The organism is Wolbachia endosymbiont of Mansonella ozzardi, assembly GCF_020278625.1.
Lineage (GTDB): Bacteria > Pseudomonadota > Alphaproteobacteria > Rickettsiales > Anaplasmataceae > Wolbachia.
Window position 1 is genome coordinate 15,429 of sequence record NZ_JADAKK010000006.1, and the last position, 13,974, is coordinate 29,402.

12 protein-coding genes and 1 tRNA gene are annotated in these 13,974 nt (G+C 34.7%); 11 read left to right on the forward strand and 2 right to left on the reverse strand.

Annotation, left to right across the window (positions count from 1 at the left end; genetic code table 11):
• Positions 1–254 (forward strand): tetratricopeptide repeat protein (locus tag IHO40_RS01040; protein WP_225536346.1); only part of this gene is annotated, 254 nt, incomplete at its 5' end.
• Between the two features lie 93 nt (positions 255–347).
• Here the strand turns inward: IHO40_RS01040 and odhB are convergent.
• The gene (gene odhB / locus IHO40_RS01045) at positions 348–1,529 is read right to left on the reverse strand and encodes a 2-oxoglutarate dehydrogenase complex dihydrolipoyllysine-residue succinyltransferase (RefSeq protein ID WP_225536347.1); all 1,182 of its coding nucleotides are present in this window, start codon (positions 1,527–1,529) and stop codon (positions 348–350) included.
• Positions 1,530–2,209: 680 nt separating this feature from the next.
• Between odhB and IHO40_RS01050 the strand changes: the two genes are divergently transcribed.
• The 6 genes from IHO40_RS01050 (at position 2,210) to IHO40_RS01075 (ending at position 7,802) form a co-directional block, all read left to right on the forward strand.
• Positions 2,210–3,283, forward strand: a complete 1,074-nt coding sequence (locus IHO40_RS01050) for an AI-2E family transporter (RefSeq protein WP_225536348.1) — start codon at positions 2,210–2,212, stop codon at positions 3,281–3,283.
• Positions 3,284–3,387: 104 nt separating this feature from the next.
• Positions 3,388–4,023 carry a DnaA ATPase domain-containing protein gene (locus tag IHO40_RS01055; RefSeq protein ID WP_368666745.1) on the forward strand — a complete coding sequence of 212 codons (636 nt, stop codon included), beginning with the start codon at positions 3,388–3,390 and terminating at the stop codon, positions 4,021–4,023.
• Between the two features lie 360 nt (positions 4,024–4,383).
• Positions 4,384–5,370: a tyrosine recombinase gene (locus IHO40_RS01060; protein ID WP_225536350.1), complete on the forward strand. Its 987-nt coding sequence runs from the start codon at positions 4,384–4,386 to the stop codon at positions 5,368–5,370.
• A gap of 55 nt (positions 5,371–5,425) precedes the next feature.
• Positions 5,426–6,151 carry a lysophospholipid acyltransferase family protein gene (locus IHO40_RS01065; RefSeq protein ID WP_225536351.1) on the forward strand — a complete coding sequence of 242 codons (726 nt, stop codon included), beginning with the start codon at positions 5,426–5,428 and terminating at the stop codon, positions 6,149–6,151.
• Positions 6,152–6,202: 51 nt separating this feature from the next.
• On the forward strand, positions 6,203–6,472 hold the full coding sequence (gene rpsT, locus IHO40_RS01070; protein ID WP_225536352.1) for a 30S ribosomal protein S20: 270 nt from the start codon (positions 6,203–6,205) through the stop codon (positions 6,470–6,472).
• A 79-nt stretch (positions 6,473–6,551) separates the two neighbouring features.
• Positions 6,552–7,802 (forward strand): citrate synthase, encoded by a 1,251-nt coding sequence (locus IHO40_RS01075; RefSeq protein ID WP_225536357.1) that lies wholly within the window; start codon positions 6,552–6,554, stop codon positions 7,800–7,802.
• A gap of 561 nt (positions 7,803–8,363) precedes the next feature.
• Here the strand turns inward: IHO40_RS01075 and IHO40_RS01080 are convergent.
• Complete coding sequence (locus IHO40_RS01080; protein WP_225536353.1) at positions 8,364–8,666, reverse strand: hypothetical protein; 303 nt, start codon at positions 8,664–8,666, stop codon at positions 8,364–8,366.
• Between the two features lie 694 nt (positions 8,667–9,360).
• Between IHO40_RS01080 and IHO40_RS01085 the strand changes: the two genes are divergently transcribed.
• From IHO40_RS01085 to IHO40_RS01100, 4 genes are all read left to right on the forward strand, one after another.
• Positions 9,361–10,644, forward strand: a complete 1,284-nt coding sequence (locus tag IHO40_RS01085; RefSeq protein WP_225536354.1) for an APC family permease — start codon at positions 9,361–9,363, stop codon at positions 10,642–10,644.
• Positions 10,645–10,734: 90 nt separating this feature from the next.
• Positions 10,735–12,006, forward strand: coding sequence for an APC family permease (locus IHO40_RS01090; RefSeq protein WP_225536355.1), 1,272 nt, complete (start codon positions 10,735–10,737; stop codon positions 12,004–12,006).
• Positions 12,007–12,183: 177 nt separating this feature from the next.
• Positions 12,184–13,704 (forward strand): bifunctional phosphoribosylaminoimidazolecarboxamide formyltransferase/IMP cyclohydrolase, encoded by a 1,521-nt coding sequence (gene purH, locus IHO40_RS01095; protein WP_225536358.1) that lies wholly within the window; start codon positions 12,184–12,186, stop codon positions 13,702–13,704.
• A 116-nt stretch (positions 13,705–13,820) separates the two neighbouring features.
• Positions 13,821–13,892: transfer RNA gene (locus IHO40_RS01100), tRNA-Asn, on the forward strand.
• Positions 13,893–13,974 lie beyond the last annotated feature (82 nt).

The window sequence follows — 13,974 nt, forward strand, 5'->3', positions numbered from 1 at the left end:
AGAAACATTACGGTTCCAATCACTTCCAAGCTGCTAAGCCACTAATCAATCTCGGTATTGCTTATGGTGCTTTAGGTGACCACAGGAAACAAAAGGAGTCGCTTGAACGAGCTTTAGCAATCCAAGAAAAACATTATGACTCTGATCATTTTGAAATTGCTATAACACTAGTAAATCCCAGTGACGCTTATGGTGCTCCAGGTGACCATAAGAAACAAAAGGAGTTATTTGAGCGGGCTTTATTCATCTTTTAGGAATATCAGAGTTCTAACCATTTCTGGAGTTGCTGAACTATAGCAAAACTGGATGATATTTAGGTTTGTAGAGATAACAATCACTTACTTGAGTCACACTTCCAAAACTAATCTACTTGGATCTTCTATATAATTTTTTATTTTAACAAGGAAGGTTACTGCTCCTTTGCCGTCAACTATTCTGTGGTCATAGGAGAGGGCAGTGTACATCATGGGCCTGATTTCAATTGAGTTGCCTACAACAACTGGCCTGTTTTGTATTGAATGCATACCAAGTATTCCAGATTGCGGAGGGTTTATTATCGGGGTGGACAAGAGTGAACCGTATACTCCGCCGTTTGAAATGGTAAATGTTGCACCTTCCATTTCTAAAACTTGCAGCTTACCTTCTCGAACTTTTTTGCTAAGAGCAGCCAAAGTCAATTCGATTTCGGCGAATGATATTTTATCGGCACTCCGAATAACCGGCACAACAAGGCCCTTATCAGTACCAACAGCAACACCTATGTCATAGTAATGTTTATATACGATTTCATCGCCTGAGATTTCAGCGTTAAATTCAGGGATTTCCTTCAGTGCTTGCACTGCTGCTTTTATAAAGAACGACATGAAACCAAGTTTTATTCCATATTTTTTTTCGAAAGTCTCTTTATATTTTGCCCTAAGATCTATTACATTTTTCATGTCGATCTCATTGAATGTAGTCAGTATTGCAGCAGTGTTTTGCGACGCCTTCAAACGAGCAGCAATTACTTGCCTTATTTTGCTCATTTTTACTCGTTCTTCTCTTTGCTCACTACCTGCTACACTTTTTGGCAATTCATTTCGTTTCACTGCAGGTTGTTCAGCTCCTGTACTTTTACTTATATGACCTATTACATCTGCTTTGGTTATCCTGCCTCCCATGCCACTCCCTTTGACATCTTTTACGTTGATTGCATTTTCCTCCATAATTTTACGAGCTGAAGGAGCGTCTTTTTTAGCAGGAGATTTACTTTTATCTTCTTGACTTATTTCTTCTTTCACCTCTCCTACTGAGAGTTTTGCTAACAGTTGATCAGGGTTTATTATATCATCCTCTTTTACGAAAAATTCAGTTATTTGCCCTGAAGCTTCTGCGGTTAATTCAAGCGCTGTTTTGTCAGTTTCAATTTCAAAGATTAAGTCATCTACTTTTACTGCTTCGCCAATATTTTTCTTTATTTTGACTATACCTTCCGCGACTGATTCACCACCTAGAGTTTTTGGTGCCCTAATTTCTATAATTTTGCTCATAAAACAACCTTTCGTACAAACTTGCTATAATTTTATACATGAAAAGAACCGTATAATAAACTAATAAATTTTTTTATCACTTAGAAGTGAAAAACGGATAACATACTCTTAAATGCTATTTTAGGTATGTTTACCCATAAAAACGGAAAAAACTACTTGACAACTTTCGCCGTTATCCTTATTCATAGTAGTGAAGTTATTGTTTATCTCCAGTACATGCAGGTAAAACAACAAAAAAACTCAATGTACTTAGCGTACTGTTGTTTAATTTTTTGCACTATTTGCACCTCATGTCTTTATAAACTCTCAAGGTTTTTACCTAATACAAGCTAAAATGCGTTTATTAAAACGTCTAAGACAATAAAAAAATGCCAATTTAAAAGATAGATAGTGAATAACTAGTTAGCGGGGTTTCTTTTGCCTTTTTTTATTTGGCAAATTTCTTAAGTGTTTATTACTAAAGTAGTATTATAGATTCCAGTGTTCAGCTACTTGTATGATAAAAAAGGCTACTTGGTGTGTTTTCGTATCAGAAAGCACTTGCTAAGGTGCTTTTTGGTCGTTTATAGATAAACTATAGGTACTTTGTTTTTTGTAAGCTTTCTCTGTTTTTGGTAATTCATTTTTACATAGATAAAATAAACTGTGTATTTTTTTTATAAATTGACTATGCTAAAAACATGCAAAAACGCTATGCAACTGTTTGTCTTATATTACTTCTTATAATTGGCACGTTATTTTTAGTGCGCCCTATGATTTTTCCATGCTTAATATCTATCGTTGTTGCATATTTATTTAATTCGTTAGTAGTAAAGTTTGAGGAGTATAGAATACCACGCCTATATTCTGTAATTTTTATAATACTTGTCCTACTAATGATTTTTGTATTAGCTGTCACATTTGTTTTACCTATTATATATGTTCAAATCACCTCGATATTGAATTTTTTAGTCAGTAAAACACCTTCGCTGAACCTCAAAGTTATTCCATCTGTGTTAGAATTTCTCAATATAAAAACAGAAGATGGTTTGTTTGATCACTTATCTGAAAGTCTAGCAAAAAATTACGGCGATTATATATCTTATTTTGTAAATGCCTTTGATATTACCAGTAATCTTATAATCCAGGTGTTAAACTCAAGCTTTAGCTTAATTCATACAGTATCATTAGTGGTAATTACTCCGGTGATGTTCTTTTATGTATTGCGTGATTGGCCTTTGATTGTAGCAAAAGTTAGTAAATTAGTTCCTGTTCCTTACAGAGAAAAAGTTGCAGATTATTTTTCAAAAGTGGATTTTATTGTATCTAACTACCTAAAAGGACAGGCAAATGTATGCATTTTTATGATGATTTTTTATTCTGTAGGTCTTAGTATAATCGGGTTGAGACATTCTGTTGCTATTGGAGTTTTGTCAGGGACACTAACATTTATACCTTATATGGGGCCATTATTATATACTATCATTGGGTTTTTGAGCGCTGTTACTCAATTCAGTGGATGGTTTGAAAGCACTGCTGTTTTAATATTATTCGGTGTTGGACAGTTGATGGATACAAATATACTGGTTCCCTTGTTAATAGGAAAAAAAGTCCATATACATCCGGCTGTAATTATTCTTGGGGTTACTGTATGTGCTTCATATTTTGGACTTATGGGTATATTACTTTTTGTTCCAATAATAGCAATGTTTTATGTATCAGTGGAATGTATAACCGATAAATATCTTAAAAGTGAGTTTTATAGAAATGGCTAACAGGTTTTTTGTATTGTAATAAGGGCAGGAAATACCTGATGTACTCAAGGAGAGTAAGTAAATCTTGACGTAAAAGTTACCGTCAGGAACACAAAATGTCTAGTGTGCAATTAAATTTATTTAACAGCAATCAAACTGATTATAGCTGGCAAAACTTCATCATCTTGGATGAAAATAAACACGTGTACCACTCAGTCATTAGTAATTTATCTTGGAAATGCCTGATCCTTTTTTGGCCTAAAAGCTCTGGTAAAACTCATCTTGCTCACATTTGGCAATTGATGAACGATACAATCTTTATCAATGTGAACAATTTTATAAGCGAGATTAGATATAGCAATGCTTTTGTTTTAGAAGATATACAAAACGTTCAAGATGAAGTAATGTTAACTCATTGTTATAACTACATGAAAGAAAATAACAAGAGATTGCTTATTACTTCTTCAACTTCACCAAACAAGCTTAACTTTGAGTTGAAAGATTTAAGTTCTCGCATATTATCAACCACCAGCATAAAAATTCCATCAGCGAGTGAGGAATTGTTAAGGATTATGTTGATGAAACGGTTTTCAGATAAACAGTTGAAAATTGATTTGAAAGTGATCGATTATATTTTGGCAAGAGTGGAGCGTTCTTTTTACAGCATTAGTGAAATTATAGAAAAGGTAGATGATGAATCTATGGGATCAAATGTTACTCTTCCTTTTATTAGTGCTTTATTGAAAAAAGATACTACGTGATTTCTTATTTTAACAGAGCATATATACTAAAAATTTATTAACATCTGTAGCACTAATATAAGAGTTACCGTTTAGTTGTGCTAGCGCTATAAAAACATTATATTATAATGGATATAAGTAGATATGACCAAAAAGTGGTATATTATAGCAAAATTCACTTTTCAGGATGTTTTCTACAGATTTGATGTTATAATTTAACTATGGTAAGGGTAAGATCAAATCTAAAAAAAAAATTAAGACGGGGGTTTATTATACTTACTCTATTGTTAAACATTTTATTTATTTCGTGTTTTTTATTAAGAAATACGAATAACATTTCTAATCAAACTATAGTCAAAGAAATAAATATAGGAGCTGAGAATGAAAAGAGAGCAGTTACAGAATAAAAAAGAGAATCTTTACATAACGTATTACATAGATACTTTGGTGTCAGAAAGATCTGCTACGCAAAATACTTTAGAAAGTTATCGTTCAGATTTACGTCAACTTGAAGATTTTTTGTTGAAAAGTGGCACTACTTTAGTCAGCGCAAGTAAAACTAATATCAAAGATTACGTAAAATCTCTATGCACACAAAAGAAATATAAAAGCAGTTCTGTATCAAGAAAGATATCTGCCATGAAAAATTTTTATAAATGCCTATTTAATGATGGAATAATAGATTTCAATCCAGCTCCAGCTAATGATGATGAATTGAAAAATCCAAAAGTTTCTCGTCCTTTGCCAAAATATTTAAGTGTCAAAGAAATGCTCTTGTTAATGGATACAGTCAGAAAATCAGTGAGCGAGTCGAATAAAGAAATAAACAGTAGGAGGTTATGCGCTATTTTAAACATACTTTACTCTTCCGGCATGCGTATTTCTGAGCTGATTAATATGAAGTTACGTGAGGTGTTACATTTAGCAAACAGTAATGACAAAGAAAGTTACGTAATAATAAAAGGAAAAAGTGGTAAGGAGAGGCAAATTCTTTTTAATGAGCAAGCGCTGAGGAGCCTTAGAAATTATTTATTAGTTCGTAACAATCTGATTCTTGACGGGCAGGATTCTGATTGGCTGTTTCCAGGTAATAGACCTAATAAGCCGATTACTAGGCAAAGAATCGGTCAATTAATTAAAGAATTAGCAAGAAAATGTAATATTGATGAAAATAAAATCTCTCCACATGTGATTAGACATTCTTTTGCTACCCATCTACTGGATAGTGGGGCAAGTATTGTGCTGATACAAAAAGTTCTTGGCCATACTAACCTTTCCACAACACAAATATATACTCATGTTGCTAACAAAAAATTGAAGGACAAATTAGCTGACTCACACCCTATTACTCAGACAATCAACAGTTAAACTTATTGTTTTTAATTTGCAGTAGAGCTAAACTCAAGTAAGTTTATCTGAGTTCATGATTTCGGGCTTATTGTTTAATCTTTTTCTTATATTATGGGAGGTATTCTATACTTCAATTGCTCTTCCTATACTCTTCTTTCCTGCACGCATAATAACTATTTTCCTTGCCTGTTCAGTAAAGGTTGTGTTGTTTATGCTTCGTTTATTATGTGAAGTTGAATACGCAATTAAGGGGGTAGAAAACATTCCAAAGCAGCCCTTTATAATTGCTTCTAAGCACCAATCTCCGTTTGAAACATTTATTTTTATACTTTTATTTAGAAACGCAGTTTTTATTTTAAAACGTGAGCTGAAGTGGATTCCATTTGTTGGTTTGCACCTCATAGCGCTTAGAATGATTTTTATTAACCGTTTGGATGGTATCAGATCTATACGCTATATTGTTAAGTTAGCTAAGATGCGTATAAAAGAAAATAGAAGCATAATAATATTTCCTGAAGGCACTAGAACAGTTGCAAAACAAAAAGCAAAATATCGACCAGGTGTTGCAGCTTTATATAGCGTATTATCTGTTCCTGTATTACCAATCGCTTTAAATACCGGTTTATTTTGGCCAAAGAGTATACTTTCTATAAGAAAAAATTCCGGAAAGGCAATAATAGAGATATTACCTCCGATATACCCTGGTTTAAGTAGGAATGAATTCTTGAGAAGTTTAGAAAAAGCTATTGAAGAGAAAAGTAGCGAATTGGCTGTAGAAAAAACTAGTATTGCAAATTAGTGAAAAAAATTCTATAATAAGGAAAGAGTACAGTGTTTTAGGTATTAATATATGGCGAATCATAAGAGTGCTAAAAAAATGATAAAGGTAATAGCGAAGCGCACTTTGATAAATAAAATGCGCAAAAGTAAAACCCGCACTGCTATTAGAAAATTGGTTGATATAATCAAGTCTGGTGATAAAGAAAATGTCGTTATAGCATTTCGAAATGCTGAATCTAATTTGCACAAGTGTGTGAATAAAGGTGTTATTCATAAAAACACTGCTGCACGTAAAATAAGTCGCTTAAATGCAAAAGTAAAAGCGTTGATGACTGCTTAGTGTGGTTAATCCAAAGTTAACTAGTTAATATATACTCCTCGGTTTGCACGCTTTGTATAGAATTTGAGTGACCTAAGTGATGGATAAAAAAGCGTTATTAGAATTAAGCAACGGATTAAAGATTGAGCTACCCATATTAAACGGAACAATAGGCCCTGATGTATTAGATATTAAGGATTTGTACAGGACAACAGGGTTGCTCACTTATGATCCAGGGTTTGTTTCCACAGCTTCGTGTTCTTCCACAATTACATTCATTGATGGAGATAAAGGAGTTCTTAAGTATAGAGGACATAGCATAGCTGATTTAGCAGAGAATAATAATTTTACTGCTATAATTTACCTATTACTCTATGGTGAGTTGCCTAATTTAGAGCAACACAAAAAGTTTCTTCTGAAAATAGGAGAATTATCTGAATTACCAGAGCAGGTTATAAACGTAGTTAAAGCATTTCCAAAAACTGCGCACCCTATGTCGATTTTGATTGCATGTTTTGCAGGTTTGTCAGCACTTTACCATGAAAGACATGGCAACAACGTCAATAGTGAAGATCTAGATTTTGGAATTTCTGCGATAGCACAAGTTCCTGCAATTATTGCAATGATATACAGGTATATCAACAATCAGGAGTTCATCAATGCCAACAATGAATTGAGCTATAGTGAAAATTTCTTAAGGATGATGTTTGGCGATACTTTTGATAACGATAAAAGTGCCCTTTTTGCAAAAGCTCTGGATAAAATATTCACTCTTCATGCTGACCATGAACAGAATGCTTCTACAGCAGCTGTCAGGTTGGTAGGATCAGCCGGTTCTAGTTTGTTTGCAAGCCTCTCTGCAGGAGTTGCTACGCTCTGGGGACCGGCTCATGGTGGCGCTAACGAGGCAGTTATAAATATGCTAAAGGAGATAGAGCAAAGTGGAGATATAGATAAGTTCATTGAAAAAGCTAAAGATGATAAAGATCCATTCAAATTAATGGGGTTTGGTCATCGTGTTTACAAAAATTATGATCCACGCGCGCGCATATTGAAGGACGCCTGTGATGAGGTTTTGGACAAACTGGAACAAAGTAGTGAACTGTTCAAAATTGCAAAAGGACTTGAAGAAATAGCTTTAAAGGATGAGTATTTTGTTGTGCGCAAGTTATATCCGAATGTCGATTTTTACTCAGGTATAATAATGAATGCTATTGATATTCCTTCGAATATGTTTACACCTATTTTCGCACTTGCAAGAACTACTGGTTGGGTTACTCAGTGGTATGAAATGGCAAATGACAAAGAAACTAAAATCAGTAGACCAAGGCAGCTCTATGTTGGCAAATAAATCTTTATAAAACCTCTCACATATCAAACCAGTTTCTAGCAGCGTGCTAGGCGTATATAACCGTCAGAACAAAAAAACTAGTTGACAAGTTCTTTTAACTCCATTATCATGATACTAAAGCTATTTATCTTCACAATCTGTATAGGTTAATGATAAAAAATTTAGGGTATTCGGCGTCTCGTGTTTAAATTTTTGCACTATGTTCATCTCATGTCTTTATAAAACTCCTGGTTTCAAAGCTGAAACGCGCTTATAAGTCGTTTAAGACAGTATAGAACGTCAAATAGACAAGGAAGTATTTAAATACTAGCTGCTCTAGGTTTTTTTTGCCTTTTCCCCATTTGGTAAATTTCTAAAATATTTATAGCTGAACAACAACCTTCATCCCGCTACGTGTTAATGGAATCTGCACCAGGTACCACAAATGAGTTGCGCGATATGATGTAGAACCACACTAGCTATGTAACTTATGTTGTAGCTACCGATATTTAATGAAAATCTAACTAACTTACAACTTCAGAATGCATTGTAGTGATAATAATGTGCGCTAGCTTTACAAGCCTATACCTCCGTTTTAGCCTTCTCAATATTCTCTGATTCTTCCTGATGTTTCACATGAAAAGCTAAACCACCAACAAAACATGCAAGAGAGTTAACGCCAAGAATGATTAAACTCCACACTGGTAAGGCTGGATAAAACGCGCAAGCTATCAAAGCTGCCAAAGAAATAGCGCTAACTGTAAATTCTATATTTCTGAACGTTTTAAGTTTATCATCTAGATAATCTATTTTTCCTGATTCTCTAGCTGCTTTTTTGCTACTATTACACCAAAAGCACATACCAGCATAGAAAGCAACACACACAGCTTGTAATTACTATACCTAAAGCCAGTAATTTTCTATTATCTTCCAAGTCTTTTTTTCTTATCTTCTCTGCTCTGGCTAGCGATGTTGCCATAGTTATGCATAACTGTAGTATGACCATGCCCACCGAATGGAGAATTGATACAGCATTGTAATAGTAAAAAATCCCAAAAATCTAAACCTCTATTGTATATGTGTACATGTATATCCCGAGTGCCTATAGTTTGACCGCCATTTCTCTCGTTGTATTCATTTCTTCTATTTTGTCCACTGTTTAGACTTTAACTCCCGATAAATCCTTTATATACTTATGCAAACTTATCCTCATCTCAATCTGTAATGTTTTGCGTATTACAAGATTATAAAAACTCTTTAACATTATGGTTATCACCAGATTTTTTTATATAGGTTAATGCACACCTTTTTCAAGTACTATCACTTGCTACCATAAATACCCCATAAAATTAGTAAATGCTTATTATAATAAAGTTGCGCTTTCTTGTCAATTTGGGTATAAACATACCCACAAACAACTAAAAACCTTCTTAATCCCGATTTATAGTTTTTACTCAATGACTAACAGAATAACTCATTATGGCATACATGTAGAAAAATGCAAGCTTTATAAAGATCGATTGAAATTTCTGAGCTGAAGTTATATTGTTAATCTATCAGATAAAAATTAAAAGCTATTGTGTCAAATAAAATAGGGTTTTTGGCTGTTCTTGCCTTAGTGATTAGTAGCCAGATTGGCTCTGGAATTTTTATGCTTCCAATCAGCCTTGCACCATATGGTATGTATAGTCCTATAAGCTGGGTGATATCAGGATTTGGTGCTATATCTCTTGCTTTGGTCTTTGCCTTACTCTGTGCAAAATTTCCAGAAACCGGTGGTCCTCATGTTTATGTGAAGCATACTTTTGGTCCTACAGCAGCTTTTTTTGTCGGTTGGACGTATTGGGCAAGTTCATGGGTTGGTTCAACAGCTGTAACAGTTGCAAGTATCGGTTATTTAGCTCCACTTTTTCATAATGATATACAAAGTATACGTTTGCCTTTAGAAGCAACATTAATTTTAGCTATTATGCTAATAAACTTAAGAGGGATAACTACAGTTGGACATGTTGAGCTCCTATTGATGATTGTGAAAATCACCATATTGTTTGCAATACCAATAGCAGCACTATTTTTTTTCGATAGAAATAACTTTATTGTGAGCGAGAAAGTCTCGAATCTTACAATATCTCAAATTTTTGCTCGCTCTTCATTGCTCACTTTATGGTGCTTCATCGGGCTTGAAACAGTGACAGCATCTGCAGGATCAGTTGAGAATCCGAGCAAAACTATACCAAGGGCCATAGTGCTTGGCACAATCTGTGTTGCTGTTGTATATTTTATTAATAGTCTTGCAATTATGGGACTAATAAATGGCAATCACCTAGCTAACTCAGAAGCACCGTATGTCGATGCGATAAAAATAGTTTTACCTGGTAGTTGGTATTTAATAGTTTCCATTATTGCCTTTATCATTTCCACAAGTAGTCTAAACGCTTGGTTTCTAGCTGATGGACAAATTGCTCTAGGCCTTGCAAAAGATAAGCTAATGCTGCAACTTTTTGCTAAAAAAAACAGATATGACGCCCCTTTTTGTGGAATGATAATCAATACGTTAGGAATATTAGTTTTACTTGTTTTCACGTCAAACAAAAATTTTGCTGATCAAGTAACTTCAATAATTGATGTTTCTGTAGTTTCATACTTATTTGTCTATTTAGCGTGTAGTCTTGCTCTTCTCAAGGTTATTATACAAGAGAAAAATTACCGCAAATTCTTGGTTGGAAGCGTGGCTATACTTTTTTGCTGCTGGACAATATATGAGACTCCCATAAGCACATTATTAATGTCAAGCCTGTTCCCCCTAAGCGGCACACTTATTTATTTACTTTGGTACCGCAGATCCACAAAGCGATCCTCCTAAAAGCTTAACTCAAAGACATAATTTTTTATTTGTTAAAACTCTTGGGGTCAAGTTATACTACTGCCTGTGTTGATAGAATCAAGAGGTATTGTGTCAAATAAAATAGGTTTTTTAACTGTTTTTGCTTTGGTAATCAGTAGTCAAATTGGCTCTGGTGTTTTTATGCTTCCAATTAGCCTTGCCCCATATGGTACTTATAGCCTCATAAGTTGGGCAATATCAGGAGCTGGTGCTGTATCTCTTGCACTAGTGTTTTCCGCGCTATGTGCAAAGTTTCCAGAGACCGGAGGCCCTCACGTTTATGCAAAACATGCCTTTGGTCCTACAGCAGCTTTTTTTGTTGGTTGGACATATTGGATAATCTCCTGGGTTAGCACAACAGCCCTAATAATTGTGGGTGTTGGTTATCTTACACCATTTTTCCATGAAGATATCCAAAGTATGCGTTTGCTTTTAGAATTACTACTATTTACAGTCATTACGTTAGTAAATTTAAGAGGAATAGCTACTGCTGGGCGCGTTGAGTTTCTACTCACGGTTATAAAAATTTCTGTATTGCTTGCAGTACCTGTAGCAGCGTTATTTTTTTTCGATAGAAACAACTTTATCATAAGTGAAGAAATCTCAAGTCTTACAGCATCGCAGATTCTTGCCCGCTCTACACTTTTAACTTTATGGTGTTTCGTTGGAGTTGAACTGGCAACAGCACCTGCAGGATCGGTCGATAACCCGACCAAAACTATACCAAGAGCTGTTGTACTTGGCACAATCTGTGTTGCTGTTATATATTTTATCAATAATTTTACAATTATGGGGTTAATAAATGGGAATGATTTAGCAAGTTCAAGAGCGCCGTATGTTGATGCAATAAAAATTATGTTTTCTGATAATTGGCATTTGATTATTTCTGTAATTGCATTCATTTTTTGTGTTGGTAGTTTAAATGCTTGGGTATTGTCTAGTGGACAAGTTGCTTTTGGTCTTGCTGAAGATAAACTTATGCCACAATTCTTTTCCAAAAGGAATAAGCATGGTTCTCCCTTTTGGGGAATAATAACCAGCTCAGTTGGAACTATAGTTTTGCTAATTCTTACTTCAAATAACAATTTTGCTCAGCAAATCACATCTATTATCGACTTTTCTGTAGTTTCATTTTTATTTGTCTACCTTGCATGTAGCCTTGCTTTTCTAAAGGTTATTGTAAAGGAGAGAAATTATTACAAGCTTTTAATTGGTAGTATATCAACAACCTTTTGCTGCTGGGTGATACTTGAAACTCCTATAAGCACCTTGTTAATTGCAAGTTTATTCACCGTAAGTGGCATACCTCTTTATTTATTTTGGTATCGCAGGGCTTTTTAAGAGCATCTCTTAAGAGAGACTTAATATTAGATTAAGTATAACCTCTACTTGCTATCAAAGTTTCCATGTGGTTGGATAAAATTACAAATAAAAAATTTTTAAAAAACATGGTTGATGTGACACTACAACTATAGCCAAATTCCCTTTTTTTGTGTATAACCTTAAAAAACTTTCTATATAAAAGTGAAGAGAGCTTTAATATCGGTTTACGATAAAACAAATATAATTGACCTTGCATCGTTTTTGACAAAGCAACAAATAGAGATTCTCTCAACAGGAAATACATATAAAACCCTATCCGATGCAGGAATAAAAACGCAAGAAGTCTCAGATCACACGCAATTTCCAGAGATACTAAGCGGTAGGGTAAAAACTTTACACCCTAAAATTCATGGAGGGATACTATGTGATCGAGAAAAGCACAAAAAAGAAATGCAAGATCTAGGAATCGAGCCCATAGACCTGCTTATAATTAATCTATATCCATTTTGGGAAACAGTAAGCAGTGGCTCAAATGAAGAGCAAATTATAGAACAAATTGATATCGGCGGAGTAGCGCTAATTAGGGCCGCAGCAAAAAATTTTCATTTTACTTCGATCATTTCTAGTACTCAAGACTATGAAACACTGAAAGCTGAGATGGTCAAAAATAACAATGAAACAACATTGGAATACAGAAGACATCTAGCAACTAAAGCGTTTGCTCTCACTGCGTGCTACGATTCTAATATTTACAGTTGGTTCCTATCCCAGAGTAAAAGCAATGAGTTCCCAGAGTTTTTTGCCCTATATGGGCATAAAGCACAAGAACTCAGGTATGGCGAAAATCCCCATCAAAAAGCTGCTTTTTACAGTAATCAATTCGCCAAGTATCCGCTGGAAAAACTAAATGGAAAAGAGTTGAGTTATAATAATATAGTGGATATAGAGTCTGCGCTTGGCATAATTTCTGAGTTTCAGGAACCTGCAGCAGTGATAATCAAGCACAATAACCCATGTGGGGCCGCTATTGGCAATAGCGCTCTGGAAGCATACGAAAAAGCTCTATCGTGTGATGAAATAAGCAGTTTTGGTGGCATAGTTGCTTTAAATCGGAAGATAGATTTAAAGTTAGCGGAAAAATTAAGCGAGATATTTTTGGAAGTAGTAATAGCACCATCAATAAGCAATAAGGGGCTGGAAGTTTTGCAAAGAAAGAAAAATTTAAGAGTAATTATTCATAGCTCTTTTCAGCAAAATGCAAAGTATCAAATCAAAAACGTTGCCGGTGGGTTTTTAGTGCAAGAAAATAATAGCCATACAATAAAAGCAGAAGAAATAAGCCAAGTAACAAAGTGCGCTGCAACGGAAAAAGAAAAAGAAGATCTTATTTTTGCTTGGAAAATATGTAAGCATGTAAAATCTAACGCAATAGTTATAGCAAAAGACGGTTGTGCTATCGGTATTGGTGCAGGACAAACAAGCAGAATAGATAGTGTGAACATTGCAGTTAGAAAGGCGGGCAAAAGGTGCAAAAGTGCTGTACTTGCCTCAGATGCATTTTTCCCATTTTCAGATAGCATAATAGAAAGCGCAAAACATGGAATTACAGCCATAATTCAGCCTGGCGGCTCGTTGAAGGACCAAGCTGTAATAGCAGCTGCGAATGAAAATAAAATTGCTATGTTTTTCACTGGCGTTCGTAGCTTTTTCCATTAGGCTTGTATCTCATGTCAATGTACACTTTTTCTCGCATTTAACATTGCTTTGATCGTAATTGCATGCAAAAAACGTTTACAATCAGCGCTCAATATGATAGATTGTAAACAGTTTATTCCTCGGTAGCTCAGTGGTAGAGCAGTTGGCTGTTAACCAATTGGTCGCTGGTTCGAATCCGGCCCGGGGAGCTTTTATGCTAACCTACTTGATAAAATTCCTAGATTCCAGAGTCAAGAGCACAGCTGTACGAACATTCTTTAAAAGAGTATA

Coding starts and splice junctions, on each gene's coding strand:
- odhB (WP_225536347.1), bottom strand. CDS start 1,529: ATGAGCAAAATTATAGAAATTAGGGCACCAAAAACTCTAGGTGGTGAA.
- IHO40_RS01050 (WP_225536348.1), top strand. CDS start 2,210: ATGCAAAAACGCTATGCAACTGTTTGTCTTATATTACTTCTTATAATT.
- IHO40_RS01060 (WP_225536350.1), top strand. CDS start 4,384: ATGAAAAGAGAGCAGTTACAGAATAAAAAAGAGAATCTTTACATAACG.
- IHO40_RS01065 (WP_225536351.1), top strand. CDS start 5,426: ATGATTTCGGGCTTATTGTTTAATCTTTTTCTTATATTATGGGAGGTA.
- rpsT (WP_225536352.1), top strand. CDS start 6,203: ATGGCGAATCATAAGAGTGCTAAAAAAATGATAAAGGTAATAGCGAAG.
- IHO40_RS01075 (WP_225536357.1), top strand. CDS start 6,552: ATGGATAAAAAAGCGTTATTAGAATTAAGCAACGGATTAAAGATTGAG.